This window comes from Micromonospora sp. NPDC005299, from assembly GCF_042872345.1.
In the GTDB taxonomy this organism is placed as follows: Bacteria; Actinomycetota; Actinomycetes; order Mycobacteriales; family Micromonosporaceae; genus Micromonospora.
In genome coordinates this window covers 95,064-113,272 of sequence record NZ_JBIAKG010000015.1, presented here as the reverse complement: position 1 = coordinate 113,272, position 18,209 = coordinate 95,064, and the positions used below count along the sequence as shown (strand labels likewise).

At 71.2% G+C, this 18,209-nt stretch carries 17 protein-coding genes; 6 read left to right on the top strand and 11 right to left on the bottom strand.

The window, feature by feature from the left end; translation table 11 throughout:
• Window positions 1-123: 123 nt before the first annotated feature.
• The 4 genes from ACFYPD_RS30700 to ACFYPD_RS30685 form a co-directional block, all read right to left on the bottom strand.
• The gene (locus ACFYPD_RS30700; RefSeq protein WP_387121109.1) at window positions 124-378 is read right to left on the bottom strand and encodes a VOC family protein; all 255 of its coding nucleotides are present in this window, start codon (window positions 376-378) and stop codon (window positions 124-126) included.
• 35 nt (window positions 379-413) lie between these two features.
• On the bottom strand, window positions 414-1,067 hold the full coding sequence (locus ACFYPD_RS30695; RefSeq protein WP_387121106.1) for an HAD family hydrolase: 654 nt from the start codon (window positions 1,065-1,067) through the stop codon (window positions 414-416).
• A gap of 29 nt (window positions 1,068-1,096) precedes the next feature.
• Entirely contained in the window at window positions 1,097-1,480 is a 384-nt protein-coding gene (locus tag ACFYPD_RS30690) for a VOC family protein (protein WP_387121103.1), read from the bottom strand.
• A gap of 353 nt (window positions 1,481-1,833) precedes the next feature.
• Window positions 1,834-3,039 carry an IS256 family transposase gene (locus ACFYPD_RS30685; protein ID WP_387121129.1) on the bottom strand — a complete coding sequence of 402 codons (1,206 nt, stop codon included), beginning with the start codon at window positions 3,037-3,039 and terminating at the stop codon, window positions 1,834-1,836.
• A 19-nt stretch (window positions 3,040-3,058) separates the two neighbouring features.
• Here ACFYPD_RS30685 and ACFYPD_RS30680 point away from each other — a divergent pair, with 19 nt between their 5' ends.
• Both ACFYPD_RS30680 and ACFYPD_RS30675 read left to right on the top strand, forming a co-directional pair.
• Window positions 3,059-3,253 carry a hypothetical protein gene (locus ACFYPD_RS30680; protein WP_387121100.1) on the top strand — a complete coding sequence of 65 codons (195 nt, stop codon included), beginning with the start codon at window positions 3,059-3,061 and terminating at the stop codon, window positions 3,251-3,253.
• Window position 3,254: 1 nt separating this feature from the next.
• Window positions 3,255-4,478 carry a tyrosine-type recombinase/integrase gene (locus tag ACFYPD_RS30675; RefSeq protein WP_387121097.1) on the top strand — a complete coding sequence of 408 codons (1,224 nt, stop codon included), beginning with the start codon at window positions 3,255-3,257 and terminating at the stop codon, window positions 4,476-4,478.
• A gap of 57 nt (window positions 4,479-4,535) precedes the next feature.
• Here ACFYPD_RS30675 and metH read toward each other — a convergent pair whose 3' ends face one another.
• The gene (metH, locus tag ACFYPD_RS30670) at window positions 4,536-8,051 is read right to left on the bottom strand and encodes a methionine synthase (protein WP_387121094.1); all 3,516 of its coding nucleotides are present in this window, start codon (window positions 8,049-8,051) and stop codon (window positions 4,536-4,538) included.
• Between the two features lie 312 nt (window positions 8,052-8,363).
• On the opposite strand from metH, the gene ACFYPD_RS30665 reads away from it, so the two are divergent.
• Entirely contained in the window at window positions 8,364-9,233 is an 870-nt protein-coding gene (locus ACFYPD_RS30665) for a PAC2 family protein (protein ID WP_030504102.1), read from the top strand.
• A 112-nt stretch (window positions 9,234-9,345) separates the two neighbouring features.
• Complete coding sequence (locus ACFYPD_RS30660; RefSeq protein WP_387121091.1) at window positions 9,346-10,137, top strand: GntR family transcriptional regulator; 792 nt, start codon at window positions 9,346-9,348, stop codon at window positions 10,135-10,137.
• Window positions 10,138-10,241: 104 nt separating this feature from the next.
• Here ACFYPD_RS30660 and mshC read toward each other — a convergent pair whose 3' ends face one another.
• The 4 genes from mshC to ACFYPD_RS30640 all read right to left on the bottom strand — a co-directional run bounded on the left by mshC (window position 10,242) and on the right by ACFYPD_RS30640 (window position 13,767).
• Complete coding sequence (gene mshC, locus ACFYPD_RS30655; protein ID WP_387121089.1) at window positions 10,242-11,480, bottom strand: cysteine--1-D-myo-inosityl 2-amino-2-deoxy-alpha-D-glucopyranoside ligase; 1,239 nt, start codon at window positions 11,478-11,480, stop codon at window positions 10,242-10,244.
• Between the two features lie 67 nt (window positions 11,481-11,547).
• Window positions 11,548-12,366 carry an SCO1664 family protein gene (locus tag ACFYPD_RS30650; protein WP_387121086.1) on the bottom strand — a complete coding sequence of 273 codons (819 nt, stop codon included), beginning with the start codon at window positions 12,364-12,366 and terminating at the stop codon, window positions 11,548-11,550.
• Window positions 12,363-12,941 carry a DUF3090 domain-containing protein gene (locus tag ACFYPD_RS30645; RefSeq protein WP_387121084.1) on the bottom strand — a complete coding sequence of 193 codons (579 nt, stop codon included), beginning with the start codon at window positions 12,939-12,941 and terminating at the stop codon, window positions 12,363-12,365. The genes ACFYPD_RS30650 and ACFYPD_RS30645 overlap by 4 nt, the downstream gene beginning before the upstream one ends.
• Before the next feature lie 112 nt (window positions 12,942-13,053).
• Complete coding sequence (locus ACFYPD_RS30640) at window positions 13,054-13,767, bottom strand: histidine phosphatase family protein (protein WP_387121126.1); 714 nt, start codon at window positions 13,765-13,767, stop codon at window positions 13,054-13,056.
• A gap of 788 nt (window positions 13,768-14,555) precedes the next feature.
• Here ACFYPD_RS30640 and ACFYPD_RS30635 point away from each other — a divergent pair.
• Window positions 14,556-15,095, top strand: a complete 540-nt coding sequence (locus ACFYPD_RS30635) for a hypothetical protein (protein ID WP_387121081.1) — start codon at window positions 14,556-14,558, stop codon at window positions 15,093-15,095.
• A gap of 70 nt (window positions 15,096-15,165) precedes the next feature.
• Here ACFYPD_RS30635 and ACFYPD_RS30630 read toward each other — a convergent pair whose 3' ends face one another.
• Window positions 15,166-16,002: an undecaprenyl-diphosphate phosphatase gene (locus ACFYPD_RS30630; RefSeq protein ID WP_387121078.1), complete on the bottom strand. Its 837-nt coding sequence runs from the start codon at window positions 16,000-16,002 to the stop codon at window positions 15,166-15,168.
• Window positions 15,999-17,051: an LLM class F420-dependent oxidoreductase gene (locus ACFYPD_RS30625; protein WP_151464363.1), complete on the bottom strand. Its 1,053-nt coding sequence runs from the start codon at window positions 17,049-17,051 to the stop codon at window positions 15,999-16,001. The genes ACFYPD_RS30630 and ACFYPD_RS30625 overlap by 4 nt, the downstream gene beginning before the upstream one ends.
• 164 nt (window positions 17,052-17,215) lie before the next feature.
• On the opposite strand from ACFYPD_RS30625, the gene ACFYPD_RS30620 reads away from it, so the two are divergent.
• Entirely contained in the window at window positions 17,216-18,187 is a 972-nt protein-coding gene (locus ACFYPD_RS30620) for an aldo/keto reductase (RefSeq protein WP_387121075.1), read from the top strand.
• Window positions 18,188-18,209 lie beyond the last annotated feature (22 nt).

Below are 18,209 nucleotides of genomic sequence, written 5' to 3'. Positions count from 1 at the left end.
CTCGATCTCCGCCCACAACTCGTCCGAGACGATCCACGGCGGCTGTTCACCCCTCCTCACGGCCGAGCACTCTAGTCGATCGTCCATCAAGGACACGACCCCTAGATCATTCTGTTAGGAGTTCTAAAGGACGTCGAACTCGTTGCCCTCTGGGTCGGCCATCGTCACATGGTCAGGGGCACCGTCCGGTGCATCGACCCGGAGTACGGTCCCGCCTGCTGCCACCAGTTTGTCGACGATCGCCTGGACCCGCGGCCAGCGCACCTCCAACGGCTCGTGCCGGCCGCCGCCCACGTGGATATCGAAGTGCATCCGGTTCTTGACTGCCTTCGGCTCGACTTCATGCTGGAAGAATCGGAGATCTTTCCCGAAGCGCATTGGGCAACCTTGACAAACCAGGAACCGAACCGGCTTCAGATTCCGGCCAACGCCAGCACCTGATCGAACCCGCGAAGCTGGGCTGGCGAACTCACCATCGGCAGCACCAGGGCCGGTATGCCGACGGCCACGGAACCGCCGTCGCATCCGGGATGGTCGCCAACCATCAACGTTCGATCTGGCTGTGCCGCCAGGGCTTCGACTGCGGTCCGCCAGATCCGTACATCGGGTTTGACGAAGCCGACCTCGTAGGAAAGAACGAATGCATCGATGTAGCGGTCAAGCCCGTGCCTCGCAAAGCAGATGCGAATGTCCCAGCCCACGTTGCTGACCACGCCAAGGCGAATACCGCGGGCACTCAGCGCGGCGAGAGTGGACGCCGTGTCCGCGTACGGCGCCAGCGCTTCGGCGCGCGTTTCGTGCAGGGCTCGCGCAAACGGCAAGTCCACCCCACGGATTTGCTGCAGGACAGCCAGAATCGCCCGGTCCCACACCTGTGGGTCCAAGTCCCGGGCGATGTGAGCAGGGTCCGTAGCCGTCGTCCGCAGCAACTCAGCGAAATCCGAGGCGATGCGCTCCGCCTCACCGGCGGCCACCTCCCGGCCGATCAAGCCCGCCGCGCTGCCGACCCAGCGGTTGGGGTCCCTGGCGAACAGGGTCCAAGCGAAATCGAACAGGACGGTTGTCACGGGTTTCGAAGGCACCAGGTCACCCTAGATCAGCGGGACGATTGACATGGGCCATGATGCTCCTGACTGCGCTCGACGCAGAACAGGTCGAGTTGCCCTCCGGGCCGGCCTTGGTCACCCGACCGGGGCCGCTGGATACCGGCAGTCCCTAGGTGGAAACCGATTCTTGGTTCGTCACGCTTCCCCTCCGGCACCTTCAGGAACGAAATACCGGGCCGGATGCCGTCGGGGTCCTCGATGAAGACGCCGTCGTCCCACTCGTCCTCGGGAACCTTGAAATGGGTGTGCCATGCCTCCCAGCTGGCGAACCCATCTGGTGGGGCTGCTGGGACGTACCCCAGCGCGAGGCACCAGAATTCGGCCAGTTCGCGCGGGTGCGCGCAGTCGACGGTCAAGGACCACTGCTCGGACATCGCCACACCCTAGACGGCCGAAGGTCAGACCGAGGGCCGGGCGAGTTCGGCCCGGCTACGCGCATTCACCGGTGCGCAGCCCTCACTCCATGCCGCGCCCCGACCTCATGAAGATGTCATCTAGCCGGACGTGTCCCCCACGTCCCGAGACTGATCTGTCACGCAGGTCCTGAGACCCGACAGCTCATCACCTGCTCATCACCAGCCGGAACCCGAACATGTCCGGTCTCGGGACTTTCGTGAGGTGTCCTGGGCCGTACGCAGCGTCATACATCGTCTGCGCGTCCCCACCGCCGCCTTGGCCCCGACCGTGGGAGTGTCAAGTTAACGGCTGATCTTGGTTGTTGAGGTGGTCAGTGGTTGGCCGGGGTGAGCCGGCCTTCGAAGGCGATCTGGAAGGCGTTCAGGGGTGCCTTCCAGCGCATGGTCCAGCGGCGGCGGCCGGCGCCGGTGGGGTCCAGGCTCATCAACGCCATGTAGACACACTTCAAGGCGGCTTGCTCGTTCGGGAAGTGGCCGCGGACGCGGACGGCCTTGCGGATGCGGGCGTTGACCGACTCGATGGCGTTGGTGGAGCAGATGACCTTGCGGATCTCGACGTCGAAGGCCAGGAAGGACACGAACTCGGCCCAGGCGTTCTCCCACAGCTTCACGATCGCCGGATACTTGCGGCCCCAGGTTTCGGCGAACTCGAGGAACCGCTCGGTCGCGGCGTCCTCCGTGGCCGCGGTGTAGACCGGCCGCAGCGCCTTCGCGATCTTGTCCCAGTCCTGGCGGGCGGCATAACGGAACGAGTTGCGCAGCAGATGCACCACGCACGTTTGCACGATGGTGCGCGGCCACACCGTCTCCACCGCCTCGGGCAGGCCCTTGAGCCCGTCGCAGACCAGCATCAGCACGTCGGCCACACCGCGGTTCTTCAGCTCGGTCAGCACGTGCAGCCAGTGCTTGGCGCCTTCACCGCCGTCGCCGGCCCAGATCCCGAGGATGTCGCGGTGGCCGTCGACGGTGACCGCCATCGCGAGGTAGATCGGCCGGTTCGCGACCTGACCATCCCTGATCTTGACGTTGATGGCATCGATGAACACGACTGGATACACGGGATCGAGGGGCCGGTTCTGCCACTCGGCCATCCCGTCCATCACCTTGTCGGTGATGGTGGAGATGGTCTGCTTGGACACGTCGGCGCCGTACACCTCGGCCAAATGGGCGCTGATCTCACCGTGGGTCAGCCCCTTGGCCGACAACGACAGAACCATGTCGTCGACCCCGGTCAGCCGCCGCTGCCGCTTGCGCACGATCTGCGGCTCGAACGTCCCCGCCGCGTCCCGCGGAACCCGAACCTCGACCGGCCCGACGTCGGTGAGCACGGTCTTGGTCCGGCTGCCGTTACGCGTGTTCCCGCTACCGCGACCGGCAGGATCGTGTTTGTCGTAGCCGACGTGGTCGGTGATCTCACCGTCCAGGGCCGACTCGAGAACCCGCTTGGTCAGCTGCTGCAACAGCCCACCCTCACCGGTCAGCTTCAGCCCGTCACCACGAGCCCGATCGACCAGCATCGCGATCAACTGCTCATCGGTGACCGCGCCCACCGGCCCTGCGGCCGGCTCCTGCCCCGAGGTGGTCTCGGTCGTCATCTGGCGTCTCTCCCTTGATCGGTCGATCAGCCGTTATTTGTACAGTCCCGCCACCGCCGCCCGTGTCGGCCGCCACCTCCGCTACGACCCCGACGCGGTCCGCACCTGGTTCGCCGATCAGTCCAAGGCGGCCTGACATGGCCCACATCGTCGACCGCTGGTACCGCACCGTCACTGGCCCGGACGGCAAGGCCCGGCAGGAACCGAAGCCGGAATGCGGCCAGGGATTGCGCTACCGCGTCCGGTACACCGCGCCGGACGGCAAGGAGAAGTCACAGTCGTTCCCGGACAAGAAGAAGCGGGAAGCGCAGGCGTTCCTCGCCCGCGTCCAGGCCGACATCCTGAAGGGCACCTACGTCGACCCGGACGCCGGGCGCATCACCTTCAAGCGGTACGCCGACGACTGGCTCGCCGCCACGACGACCGACGAGCTGACCCGGGACCGGCTCGAGTACGAGTTCCGGCTCCACGTCTATCCCGCCTTCGGGGACCAGGCGCTCACGGCCATTCAACCGGCCACCATCCGCGCCTGGGCACATCAGCTCCAGTCGAAGGGCCTGGCAGCCAGCTACCGCCGAGTCCTGTTCAACGACGTCTCCATGATCTTTAACGCTGCCGTCGATGACCGGAAGGTGGTCAGTAACCCGTTCGCGGTCAAGTCGATCCGGCCACCGAAGTACCAGGCGCCCAAGGTCGTGCCCTGGCCCAACGACCTCCGCGCTCGCTTCCGGGCCGCCCTGACCGACCGGTACCGGGTCACCGTCGACCTGGGCGCCGGCTGCGGCCTGAGGCAGGGTGAAATCTTCGGCGTCAGCCCGGACGACATCGACCCGGCTCGCCCCGTCCTGCACGTGACTCGTCAGGTCAAGCTCGTCCGGGGGCGCCTGATCTTCGCCCCTCCCAAGGGCGGCAAGGTCCGCGACGTCCCGCTGCCGGAGTCGGTGTCCCGCCGACTCACCGAGCACGCCAAGCAATACCCGCCGGTCGACGTCACCCTTCCCTGGGGAACCTCGACCGGCGAGCCGCGGACCGTGACGCTCTACCTGACGACCCCGGCGGGAACAGCGCTGGACCGGACGGCCTTCAACCGGGGCGTCTGGAAGCGGGCCATCCGCGCGACCGGCGTGCCCGACAACCGACACAACGGCATGCACGTGCTCCGGCACACCTACGCCTCGGTCCTGCTGGATGCCGGCGAGAGCGTCAAGGCGCTCTCGGCCTACCTCGGGCACGCCGACCCGGGCTTCACGCTCCGGATCTACACGCACCTGTTGCCAGCCAGCGAGGACCGTACCCGCCGCGCGATCGACCACGCCTTCGCCGACGACCCGCCAAGCCTAGACGGCCTGGAGACGGCATGATCATGGAAATCAGGGCCGTTCCGGCTGTTCCGCCGCAGGTCAGAGCGCCTGCGGCGATCACTTGGCGTTGAAGTAGTTGGCCTCGGGGTGGTGGACGACGATCGCGTCGGTGGCCTGCTCCGGAACGAGTTGGAACTCCTCCGAGAGCTGGACGTTGATCCGCTCGGCGCCGAGCAGCTCCACGATCTTCGCCCGGTCCTCCAGGTCCGGGCAGGCCGGGTAGCCGAACGCGTACCGGCAGCCCCGGTAGTCGGTGCGCAGCAGGCCGGCCAGGTCCGCCGGGTCCTCGTCGGCGACCGTACGCCCGCCCGGCAGGATCAGCTCGGAGCGGATCCGCCGGTGCCAGTACTCGGCCAGCGCCTCGGTGAGCTGCACCGACAGGCCGTGCACCTCCAGATAGTCGCGGTACTCGTTGCCGGCGAACATCTTCGCCGTGTACTCGCTGATCGGCTGCCCGACGGTGACCAGCTGCAACGCCACCACATCCAGCTGCTCGCCCTGGGGACGGAAGAAGTCGGCCAGGCAGAGCCGGCGCTCCTGCCGCTGCCGGGGGAACGAGAACCGCGCCCGCTCGGAGTGCCCGTTCTCGTCCAGCACCACCAGGTCGTTGCCCTCGGAATAGGCCGGGAAGTAGCCGTACACCACGGCCGCCTCGAGGACCTGGTCGGCGATGAGCCGGTCCAGCCAGTAGCGCAGCCGGGGCCGGCCCTCGGTCTCCACCAGCTCCTCGTAGGACGGGCCCTTGCCGCCCCGGGCCCCGCGCAGCCCCCACTGGCCCAGGAAGGTGGCCCGCTCGTCGAGCAGCGCCGCGTAGTCGGCCAGCGGCACGCCCTTGACCACCCGGGTGCCGAAGAACGGCGGGGTGGGCACCTCCACGTCGGCGGCCACGTCGGAGCGGACGGATGCGTCGTCCAGCTCCGGCAGCACCTCGCGGACCAGGGCCCGCTGCCGCTCCCGCCGCTCCCGGCGGGCCGCCAGGGCGGCCTCCCGCTCCGGGTCGACCACCGGCGCGCCGCCCCGCTTCGCCGTCATCACCCGGTCCATCAGGGACAGCCCCTCGAACGCGTCCCGGGCGTAGTGGACCTGCCCGGGGAACACCGAGCGCAGGTCGTCCTCCACGTAGGCCCGGGTGAGCGCCGCACCGCCGAGCAGCACCGGCCAGCGTTCGGCGACGCCGCGCGCGGCCATCTCGGCCAGGTTCTCCTTCATGATGACCGTGCTCTTGACCAGCAGGCCGGACATGCCGATGGCGTCGGCCCGGTGCTCCTCGGCCGCGTCGAGGATCGCGTTGATCGGCTGCTTGATGCCGATGTTGACGACGTCGTAGCCGTTGTTGGACAGGATGATGTCGACCAGGTTCTTGCCGATGTCGTGCACGTCGCCCTTGACGGTGGCGAGAACGATCCGCCCCTTGCCGTCGTCGTCGGTCTTCTCCATGTGCGGCTCCAGGGAGGCCACCGCGGTCTTCATCACCTCGGCGGACTGGAGCACGAACGGCAGCTGCATCTGGCCGGAGCCGAACAGCTCACCGACCACCTTCATGCCGTCCAGCAGCAGGTCGTTGATGATGGACAGCGGCGTACGCCCCTCGGCCATCGCCGTGTCCAGGTCGGCCTCCAGGCCGTTGCGCTCACCGTCGATGATCCGCCGCTTGAGCCGCTCGTCCAGCGGCAGCGCGGCCAGTTCCTCGGCCCGGGTGGCGCGCGCCGAGGCGGCGTCGACGCCCTCGAAGACCTCGATGAACCGCTGCACCGGGTCGTAGCCCTCCCGGCGCCGGTCGTAAATCAGGTCGAGCGCGATCTCGCGCTGCTCCTCGGGGATCTTCGACATCGGCAGGATCTTGCTGGCGTGCACGATGGCCGACGTCAGGCCGGCCTGCGCGCACTCGTGCAGGAACACCGAGTTGAGCACCTGCCGGGCCGCCGGGTTCAGGCCGAAGGAGACGTTCGAGATGCCCAGGGTGAAGTTGACCCCCGGGTAGCGGGCGGCGATCTCCCGGATGGCCTCGATGGTCTCGATCCCGTCGCGGCGGGTCTCCTCCTGCCCGGTGGCGATCGGGAAGGTCAGCGCGTCGATGAGGATGTCCCCGCGCCGCAGCCCCCACCGGCCGGTCAGGTCGTCGATGAGCCGGCGCGCGACGCGTACCTTCCAGTCCCGGGTGCGGGCCTGGCCCTCCTCGTCGATGAGCAGCGCCACCACGGCGGCGCCATGCTCCCGGACCACCGGCATCACCCGGGCGTAGCGGGACTCCGGGCCGTCGCCGTCCTCGAAGTTGACCGAGTTGACCACGCAGCGGCCGCCGAGCATCTCCAGCCCCGCCTCGACCACCGCCGGCTCCGTGGAGTCGAGCATGATCGGCAGCGTGGAGGCGGTGGCGAAGCGGCCGGCCAGCTCGCGCATGTCCTGCGTGCCGTCCCGGCCGACGTAGTCGACGCAGAGGTCCAGCAGGTGCGAGCCGTCCCGGGCCTGGCTGCGGGCGATCTCCACGCAGGCCTGCCAGTCGGCGGCGAGCATCGCCTCGCGGAACGCCTTGGAGCCGTTGGCGTTGCTCCGCTCCCCCACCATCAGGATGCTGGCGTCCTGGGCGAACGGCACGTGGTGGTAGATCGACGAGATGCCCGCCTCGGGGCGCGGCTCCCGGGCCGCCGGCCGCCGCCCGCGCAGCCGCTCGACCAGCACCCGAATGTGCTCGGGAGTGGTGCCGCAGCAGCCGCCGATCAGGGCCACGCCGTAGTCGGTGACGAACTGCTCCAGCGCGTCGGCCAGCTCGACCGGGCTCAGCGGGAAGTAGGCCCCGTCGGCGGTCAGCACCGGCAGGCCGGCGTTGGGCATCACCGAGACCGGGATGCGGGAGTGCTGGGACAGGTAGCGCAGGTGCTCGCCCATCTCCGCCGGGCCGGTCGAGCAGTTGAGGCCGATCAGGTCGACGCCGAGCGGCTCGATCGCGGTCAGTGCCGCGCCGATCTCGCTGCCCAGCAGCATGGTGCCGGTGGTCTCCACGGCCACCTGGCAGATGATCGGGACGTCCCGCCCGAGCTCCGCCCGGGCCCGCTTCGAGCCGACCACCGCGGCCTTGACCTGGAGCAGGTCCTGGCAGGTCTCGATGATCAGCGCGTCCGCCCCACCGGCGATCAGGCCGGCGGCGTTCTCCTGGTACGCGTCCCGCAGGGTCGCGTACGTGGCGTGCCCGAGGGTGGGCAGCTTCGTGCCGGGCCCCATCGAGCCGAGCACGAACCTCGGCTGCTCCGGCGTCGCGTACGCGTCGGCGGCCTCCCGGGCGAGCCGCGCGCCCGCCTCGGACAGCTCGCGGATCCGCCCCGCGATGCCGTACTCGGCGAGGTTGGGCAGGTTGGCGCCGAAGGTGTTGGTCTCCACGCAGTCGGCGCCGGCGGCCAGGTAGGCCTCGTGCACGCTGCGGACCACGTCCGGCCGGGTGACGTTGAGGATCTCGTTGCAGCCCTCAAGGCCGTCGAAGTCGTCCAGGGTCAGGTCGGCCGCCTGCAGCATCGTCCCCATCGCCCCGTCGGCGATCAGGATCCGGTCCGCCAGCACATCGAGCAACGAAGTCCGCACAGGGCCAGGTTAGTGCGGCGCGGCGTGGACCGGTCACCGCAACCTGGGCTTCCCACATACTGTCAGCGGGATCACCGCGTACCTTTCATCCGGTTCGCCCGAGTGGTCGGGCCGCCCGACCGGCGCGGCCGACGGGCCGCGCCCGGCGGCGGCACGTAGGCTGGCGGACGTGAAGGACATCAGCGACGCGACCGTGCGACGGCTTCAGGTCGCGGCGCGGCGTCAGACGCGCCGAGCTGGAGCTGTCGCAGGCGGGCGGACGGCCGGGCGACGCCCGGGTGCCGGTCGCGACGAGCAGGGTGAGGTGACGGCGTGACCGAGTTCGACGGACTGCCGGTGCTGCGGTCCCCGGTCGCCATCGCGGCCTTCGAGGGGTGGAACGACGCCGCCGACGCCTCGACCGCGGCCGTGGAGCACCTGGAGCAGGTCTGGCAGGCCCGCCAGGTGACCGAGCTGGACCCGGAGGACTTCTACGACTTCCAGGTGAGCCGGCCGACCATCACGATGGCCGACGGGGAGACCCGCCGGGTCGAGTGGCCGACCACCCGATTCATGGTGGCCAGCCCCGAGGGCACCGAGCGGGACGTGGTGCTCATCCGGGGCATCGAGCCGAGCATGCGCTGGCGCACCTTCTGTGAGCAGGTGCTGGAGATCTGCCACAGCCTGGAGGTCGAGCGGGTGGTGCTGCTCGGCGCGCTGCTGGCCGACGTGCCCTACACCCGACCGCTGCCGATCAGCGGCAGCGCCTCGGACGCCGACGCCGCCAAGCGCTACCAGCTCACCCCCACCCGCTACGACGGGCCGACCGGCATTGTCGGGGTGCTGCACGACGCCTGTACCCGCGCCGAGGTGGACGCCGTGTCGTTCTGGGTGCACGTGCCGCACTACGCCAACAACCCGCCCTGCCCCAAGGCCACCCTGGCGCTGCTGCACCGGGTCGAGGAGGTGCTCGACCTGCCGGTGCCAATGGCCGACCTGGCCGAGGAGGCCGCCGAGTGGGAGCAGCGGGTGCGCAGCGCCGCCGAGCAGGACGCCGAGCTGGGCGAGTACGTCCGTGAGCTGGAGGAGCGGGTCGGCGACGCCGGCATCACCCCGCTGACCGGGGACGAGATCGCCCAGGAGTTCGAGAAGTACCTGCGCCGCCGGGGCGGCTCCGCCGGTCCCACGGCCGGCTCCTGGTAGCTCCCCTTCGACGAAGGCCGGGTCCTGCGGGGCCCGGTTTTCGCGTGTCCGGGGTGGCGAGGTCACGCCCTCTGCGGCATCCTAGGAACCTAGCTGTCGTGAGGAGGCGGGCATGCAGATCAATCCCGGCGCGGCCGAGTTCCCGCACCGGCAGATCGCCGCGCAGCTCAAGGCCCAGGTCCGCCGCGGCGACTGGGGGCCGGGCGAGCGGCTGCCGTCCATCCCGGCCATCGCCGAGATGTTCGGCGTCGCGAAGCAGACCGTGCAGCGCGCCGTCGACCAACTGCGGGTCGAGGGCATCCTGATCACCAAGCCGGGCTCGGGTACGTACGTCCGGGGCACCCGGCGCCGGCTCAACCGGCTCTCCCGGGGCCGGTACGGCGGCTTCCGCGGCTACCACACCGACCTCGCCGCCCGGTACCGGCAGCAGCTCGTCTCGGTGGGCCGCGCCGCCGCCCCGCCCGAGGTGGCCGACGCGTTCGGGGTGGCCGACGGCACCGAACTGCTCTGCCGGCGGCACCTGGTCCGCACCGACGACTCACCCGTCGAGGTGGGCGCCTCCTGGTTCCTGCCCGCCGACACCGCCGGCACCTCCCTGGAACGGGCCGAGGCGTTCGGCCGCCCGCTCTACCAGGAGGCCGAGGAGGCCACCGGCCGCCGGTACGTCACCGCGACCGACACGATCAGCGCCCGCCAGCCCAGCCGGGAGGAGGCGGAGATCCTCCAGATCCGCCCGGACACCCCGGTGCTGCACCTGCTGCACGTCGCCTACGACGCCCAGCGCAAGCCGATCGAGGTCGCCCACGCCACCTGGCCCGGCCCGATGACCACGCTCACCGAGGAGTACCGGATCCCCGCGCCCGCGCCCGAGCAGGACCCCGACCCGGGTCTCGTCCTCGGCTAGCCCCTCCCCCGGAGGGCCGTTCGCCGGCAGCGTGCGGGGGCGACGCACCGTTCCCGTGCCCCGGCTCGCCGTGTCGGGCCCGGGTTCACACCCGGGCGAGGCGCTCAGAGGCGGATGCCGAGGAGGGCGTCCACGGTGTCGGCGAACAGCTTCGGCGCGGCCGCGTCGTCCGCGACCCCGGCGAGGGTCCGGTCGGCCCACTCGTCGGCCACGGCCAGGGCGCCGGGGGTGTCGAGGTCGTCGGCGAGGCGGGCGCGTACCCCGGCCAGGAGCTCGTCGCCGGACGGGCCGGCCGGCGCGGCGGCGGCCCGGCGCCAGCGGGCCAGCCGCTCCTGCGCCTCGGTGAGCAGCTCGTCCGTCCAGGAGCGGTCGCTGCGGTAGTGCCCGCGGAGCAGGGCCAGGCGGACCGCCATCGGGTCGACCCGGTCGGCCCGCAGCCGGGAGACGAACACCAGGTTGCCCCGGGACTTCGACATCTTCTCGCCGTCCAGGCCGATCATGCCGGCGTGCACGTAGTGGTCGGCGAACGGGGCCTGACCGGTCAGCCGCTCGGCGTGCGCCGCCGAGCACTCGTGGTGCGGGAAGAGCAGGTCGTTGCCGCCACCCTGGACGGCGATCCGGTCGCCGAGCAGGTTCAGCGCGATCACCGCACACTCGATGTGCCAGCCGGGGCGCCCGGCGCCCAGCTCCCCGCCCGGCCAGGACGGCTCGCCCTCGCGGGCGCCGCGCCACAGCAGCGGGTCGAGCGGGTCCCGCTTGCCGGCCCGGTCCGGGTCGCCGCCGCGCTCCGGGAAGATCTCCAGCATCTGCTCCCGGGACAGGTTGGACTCGTAGCCGAACGCGGGAGCGGCCGCGACGTCGAAGTAGACGTCGCCCGTGCCATCGTCGAGCCGGTAGGCCGCGCCGTCCTTGACCAGCACGAGGACCTTCTCGGCGATGTCCGGGATCGACTCGACCGCGCCCACGTAGTGCGCCGGCGGGATGATCCGCAGCGCCTCCATGTCCTCGCGGAACAGGGCGGTCTCCCGCATGGCCAGGACCTTCCAGTCCTCGCCGTCGCGCTCGGCCCGCTCCAGCAGCGGGTCGTCGATGTCGGTGACGTTCTGCACGTACCGCACGGTCAGGCCGGCGTCCCGCCACATCCGCTGCACCAGGTCGAACGTGATCATCGTGGCGGCGTGGCCGAGGTGGGTCGCGTCGTACGGGGTGATGCCGCAGACGTACATGCTGGCCGCGCCGTCGGGCTGACTGGGGTGGAGACCTTGCCGCGCCGAGTCGTACAACCTCAGTGGCGTGCCCTTGCCCGGCAGCCGTGGCACCTCGTGTCCCGCCCAAGACTCCATGACCGCCAGCCTAACGAGCCGTCAGGGCCTCGGGTGGCGCGCCTCGGGTGATCAACGCGACAGCGGCTCACATGGGCGGCCACGGCATGGCCGGCCACTCCTCGGGCGGCAGCGGGAACCGCCCGGCCTCCCGCAGCCGGTCCACCCGGGCCGCCACCTCGGCGACCTCGCTGATGGTGAGGTGTTCGGCCAGCTCGTCGCCGAGCGCCCCGGTGAGCTGGCCGGCCAGCCCGTCGAGCATCTCCATCGCGTCCGGCGGGAGCTGCCGACCGGCCCAGCCCCAGAGCACGGTGCGCAGCTTCTCCTCGACGTGGAAGCAGACCCCGTGGTCCACCCCGTAGACCCGGTCGTCGGGGCCGACGAGCACGTGGCCGCCCTTGCGGTCGGCGTTGTTGATCACGGCGTCGAGGACCGCCAGCCGGGCCAGCCGCGGGTCGTCGGCGTGCGCCAGCGCGTACGCGGCCCCGTCGTCGTCGCGCGCCGCGGCGACCGGGAACCAGCGCGGCGGCACCGTCTCGGCCGGCACGAAGCCGACCAGCGGCTCGGCGTCCTCCGGCTCGTCGATCCAAAGCTGACACGAGCCGGGACCGAACGGACCGTCCCGCAGCACGGTCGGCGGCACCAGATCCCAGCCGGTGGCCTGCGAGACCAGGTAGGCCGAGACCTCCCGGCCGGCGAGCGTCCCGTCCGGGAAGTCCCAGAGGGGGCGCTCGCCGCGGACCGGCTTGTAGACGCAGCGCGCGGTCACCCCGTCCAGGGTGATGACGGCGCGCAGGGTGGCGTTGGAGGCGTCGACCAGCCGCCCCTCCAGGGAGAGCTCACCGTCGCTGAGCAGTCGCAGCGAGGCGGCACCCTCCTGTCGGGGCTGAAGTTCGGACGACGTCACCGGTGATAGCCGTTGTGCCGGGGGCAGAGGTGACCGGCCGGGTCGAGCGGCTGGCCGCAGAGCGGGCAGGGCGGACGGCCGGCGTTGACCACCCGCCGGGCCCGCTCGATGAACTCGCGGGTCGCCTCGGGAGTCAACCGGACCCGGAGCCGGTCGAGGTCGTCGTCCGGCTCGTCCGGGTCCTCGTCGCTCTCGTCTTCCGCGTCGCCCAGCTCGACCTCGACCTCCGTCTCACCGGCGGCGATCGCCTCGATCACCACGGTGGCGGAGTCCACGTCGAAGGCCAGGCCCAGGGTGCCAACCCGGAACTCCTCGTCCACCGGGGTGTCGAGCGGGTCGTTGTCGCCGGTCACCGGGATCGCCTCCGGAAGGTCGACGCCGAACCGGCGCTGCGCCTCGGAGAGCAACTCCTCCAGCTTCTCGGCGAGCAGAGACACCTGGACCTTCTCCAGCGCGACACTGACCAGCCGGCCTCCGCCGCGCGCCTGGAGGAAGAACGTGCGCTCCCCCGGCGGGCCGACGGTTCCGGCGACGAACCGCTCCGGCGGCTCGAAGGCGTGCACCTGGTGGGTCATACCCACGACCCTATCCGGCGGGCGGAACCGTCGCGCAGCCCACCGACGCCGAATCCGCCCAGGGCGAAACGCCTGGGCCGACCCTCGCCGTTCCCGGGCGTGGCGCGGCCGCTCACCGCGTCGCCCCCGCGCCGCCGCCCACCGCCGCGTCCGAGTCGGTCGCCCCGGTCGCCCGCCGGCGCCGCTTGCGCGGCGGCGGGACCAGCCCGGCGAGATCGCCGCCGGTGTCGTTGAGCCGGACCAGGAAGGGCCGCAGCGGCGTGTAGCGGATCGCGCTCACCGACGCCGGGTCGGCCACGATCCGCTGGAACAGATCCAGGTGTACGCCGAGCGCGTCGGCCACGATCGCCTTGATCACGTCGCCGTGGCTGCACGCCAGCCAGACCGCCTCGGGCCCGTGCTCGGCGCTGATCCGGGCATCCCAGGCGCGCACCGCGGCGACCGCCCGCGCCGACATCGCCGCCATCGACTCCCCCTCCGGGAAGACGGCGGCGCTCGGGTGCTGCTGCACCACCGGCCAGAGCGGCTCCTTCGCCAGCTTCTTCAGCGGCTGCCCCTCCCAGGCGCCGTAGCCGCACTCGATCAGCCCCTCCTCGACCACCGGCTCGGCGCCGGGCAGGGCCAGCTCCAGCGTCTGCCGGCAGCGGATCAGCGGGCTGGTCACCACCGCCGCGAGGGGCAGCCCCTTGAGCCGCTCGCCGACCGCCGCGGCCTGGCCACGCCCGGTCTCGTCCAGCTCGACCGGTTGCCGGCCGGCCAGGCCACCGTCGGCGTTCGCGGTGGTCCGGCCGTGTCGCAGAAGCAGAAGGGTCGCCACGCAGACCACCCTAGGCGCTACCACCCCCTTGATCGACTGCACCACGGGATGTGGCGGTATCGCCGGCTGCGCGCGGCACCGGGTGAGGTGTGACGGCGGACACGTTGGCGCCCGGAACACCCGACCCCGTCGGGCCGTTGTGCAGAGCGTCGGTGTGTCCAGTGTCCCCGGGCCTCACCTCATTGCCCTCGCGGAATACCGTTCGGCTGGAGCCGCGTCGTGCCACTCGCCGAGAGGCGACCTGCACACCGACACCACAGCGCCGCCCGTCCCTCCGGGGCCGGGCGGCGCTGTTGTTTCCGCCCTGGCCCCTCCGCGCTTCCCGGAGCGCGGCCCCCGCCATCCTCGATTGTGCGTCTGGGGTGAATGTCCGGTTCCCGCCTAACTCAGGTGATCGAGTGGAACGGCATGGTTGTCTCCGGTGGCGGGAAACACCCATGCTGTTCCACCAACGGTGCGTGCTTGGGTGCGTTGTCCGTTTGGCGGAGTGACGGCCGGCATCCCGGCGGCGGAATGGCCGGCGGGCGGGGGTCGTTGTACACGGGTGAACGACCGAGGACCACGCCCCGCCCAGCGCGGTGGCCGACCCCCGGGAGCCGGCGCCGTCGAGGCGGGTCCGCCGGGCCGGGAATGATGGTGGGCCCCCGGTCGTTACACATGGTCCCGGCGCCGCGACGTGGCTTCGCCCCGCGCGCCGGATGATCCCCCAAGACTTTCCTTTGAGCGCCTGACGTGGTGCTTGCGCGCCGCCGACCCCCATCGGCCGTGTGCGCCAACCCCCGAATGGAGCTACCCCCATGAACACGATGCTGCGTAAGAGCGTGCTGGGTATTGCTGGTCTGGCCTTCACCGGTGGAATCTTCGCCGGCCCGGTCGCCGCCCACGCTGAGCCGGTGGACACCAAGCCGGTCGCCGTGAGTGTGCAGGGCGCCCAGTCGAAGATTGACCTGAACGACGAGCAGACCGCCAACGCCAAGGCGATCATCGCGGCGACGAAGAAGGCCGGCCTGCCCGAGCGGGCCGCGGTCATCTCGATCGCCACGAGCCTGCAGGAGTCGAAGCTGGAGAACCTGGGCCACCTCGGCGACGCCAACGATCACGATTCGCTGGGCCTGTTCCAGCAGCGCCCGACCTCGGGTTGGGGCACGCCGGAGCAGATCACCAACCCCGAGTACTCCACCCTGGCGTTCCTGAAGGGTCTCAAGCAGGTCGACGGCTGGCAGGACATGCCGCTGACCGAGGCCGCGCAGACCGTGCAGGTCTCGGCCTACCCGGACGCCTACGCCCAGTGGGAGCAGCAGGCCACCGACATCGCCCACCAGCACTGGAACAGCTGACCCGAACACCAACCGCTGGCCGGCACCCCCGAACACCGGGGGTGCCGGCCAGCGGCGTATCAGGATCAGCTCAGGTGGCGTTGATCGTGCCGGTGAGGAGCAGGCAGATGACCAAGGTGCCGAGCGCCACCCGGTAGAGGACGAACAGGTACAGGGTGTGGTGCGCGACGTAGCGCAGCAGCCAGGCGATGGCCGCGTACCCGATGCCGAAGGCGATCACCGTGGCGACGACCATCTGCGCCACGCTCGGCGCGGCGGTGCCGGGCGCGGACGGCTCGAAGACGTCCGGGATGCTGAACACGCCGGAGATCACCACGGCGGGGATGGCCAGCAGGAACGAGTAGCGGGCCGCCGTCTCCCGGGTGAGGTTGAGCAGCAGGCCGGCGGTGAGCGTGCCGCCGGAGCGGGAGACACCGGGGATCAGCGCCGCGGCCTGGGCGAAGCCCATGATGACGCCGTCGCGCATCCGGAAGTTCTCCAGCGTGCGGGTCTGCCGCCCCCAGTACTCGGCGAAGGCGAGCACGATCGCGCCGAGGATCAGCGTGGTGGAGACCAGCCGCAGGTCGCGGCCGGCGGTGCGGATCTGGTCCTTGAACAGCAGCCCGAAGATGCCGATCGGGATGGTGCCGACGATGACGTACCAGCCCATGCGGTAGTCGAGGCTGGAACGCACCGAACTGTCGAACAGGCCGAGCACCCAGGTCCGGACGATCCGCCAGATGTCCTTGAAGAAGTAGATGAGCACCGCCGCCTCGGTGCCCAGCTGGGTCACCGCGGTGAACGACGCCCCGGCGTCCCGGTCGAAGAAGATCGCCGAGGTGATCCGCAGGTGCCCGGAGGAGGAGACCGGCAGGAATTCCGTGAGCCCCTGGACGATGCCCAGGACGATGGCCTCGACCCAGGTCACTCGCCGACTCCGGAGAGGTCCAGCGCCTCGGCGACGGTCCGCAGGGTCTGCACGCCGCTGTCCCGGTCCGCCACGAAGAGGGTGACCGACAGCGTGGTCACGCCGGCGGCGGCGTACTCCCGCATCCGCTCGGCGATGCGCTCCTTCGGGCCGAGCAGCGAGGTGCGGTCGATGAACTCCATGGGCACGGCGGCGGCCGCGTCACGCTGCCGCTTGGCCAGGTAGAGATCCTGCACCTCACGGGCCGCGTCGCCGTAGCCCATCCGGGTGGCGAGCTGGTTGTAGAAGTTCTGCTGCCGGCTGCCCATGCCACCGACGTAGAGGGCCGCGTACCAGCGGACCAGCTCGGCGCAGGTGGCGATGTCGTCGCCGACCACCACCGGCACCGACGGGACGACGTCGAAGCCGGCCAGCTCCTTGCCGGCCCGGGCCCGGCCGGCCCGCACCGAGGCGAGCTGCTCCTCGGCGAACTCGGGGGCGTAGAAGACGGCGAGCCAGCCGTCGGCGATCTCGCCGGCCAGCTCCAGGTTCTTCGGGCCGACGGCGGCCAGGTAGATCGGGATGTGCTCGCGCGGCGGGTGGAAGCCCAGCCGCAGCGCCTTGCCCGGGCCGTCCGGCAGCGGCAGCGTGTAGTGCTCGCCGTCGTACGCGACCTCCTTGCGGGCCACGGCCAGCTTCACGATGTCGACGTACTCCCTGGTGCGGGCCAGGGGCTTGGCGAAGCGGACGCCGTGCCAGCCCTCGGAGACCTGCGGGCCGGAGACGCCCAGGCCGAGCCGGAACCGGCCGCCGGAGAGGGCGTCGATGGTCGCCGCGGTCATCGCGGTCATCGCCGGGGTGCGCGCGGGGATCTGCATCACCGCGGCGCCCACGTCGATCCGCTCGGTCTGGCCGGCCATCCAGGCCAGCATGCTCGGCGAGTCGGAGCCGTAGGCCTCCGCGGCCCACACCACCGAGTAGCCGAGCCGATCCGCCTCCTGGGCCAGCGCCAGGTGGTCGGCCGGCGTGCTCCACGCCGTCTGGTATCCGAGGCTGAGCCCGAGTCGCACTGGTCCTCCCACCATCCGCACCACAGGTCGCATCAGGTTACGCAATGGGGGTGGCCGTGCGGACCACCGGCTCACCTCGAACACGTCACACCTGCGGGAGGTCGCGCCGGAAGTTGACTGCGGCGAGGATATCCGTGAAGCCGGCTTCGAAATAAGGTTCACCCATGCAACAGCGACCGCTCGGCCGAAGCGGGCTGGCGGTTTCGCGGCTCGCGCTCGGCACCATGACCTGGGGACGGGACACCGATGCCGACGACGCGGCCGCCCAGCTGAAGAGTTACCTCGACGCGGGCGGCAACCTCGTGGACACCGCCGACGTGTACGCCGACGGCGACGCGGAATCGGTGATCGGCTCCCTGCTGGGCGGCCTGGTGCCCCGCGACGACCTGCTCATCGCCACGAAGGCGGGGCTGCGGCCGGGCAGCGGTCGGCGCCGGGACGGCTCCCGGGGGCACCTGCTGCGCACCCTGGAGGCCTCGCTGCGCCGGCTCGGCACCGACCACGTCGACCTCTGGCAGGTGCACGGGTACGACCCGGACACCCCGCTGGAGGAGACGCTCTCCGCGCTCGACCACGCGGTGTCCAGCGGCAAGGCCCGGTACGTCGGGGTGTCGAACTTCTCCGGCTGGCAGACCGCCCGCGCCGCCGCCTGGCAGGCCGCCTGGCCGGGGCGGGCCCCGGTGGTCGCCGCCCAGGTGGAGTACTCGCTGCTGGAGCGGGGCGTGGAGCGCGAGGTGCTGCCCGCCTGCGAGGCCATGGGGCTGGGCGTGCTGCCCTGGTCGCCGCTGGGTCGCGGGGTGCTCACCGGCAAGTACCGCAACGGCCGCCCGGCGGACTCGCGCGCCGTGTCGCCGCATTTCGAGCGCTTTGTCGCCACCTACCTGGAGCCGCGCTGCTCCAGCATCGTGGAGGCGGTCGCCATCGCGGCCGGCGGCCTGGGCGTGTCGCCGCTGGAGGTGGCGCTGGCCTGGGTCCGGGACCGGCCCGGGGTGACCGCGCCGATCCTCGGGGCCCGGACCGTGGGGCAGCTCCTCGGCGCGCTGCAGGTGGAGCGGATGACCCTGCCGGAGGAGATCGTCACCGCGCTGGACGACGTCGCGGCGGTGCCGGTGGGCTACCCGGAACGCGACGGCTGAGCCCTGGCCGGCCGGGCGCCGG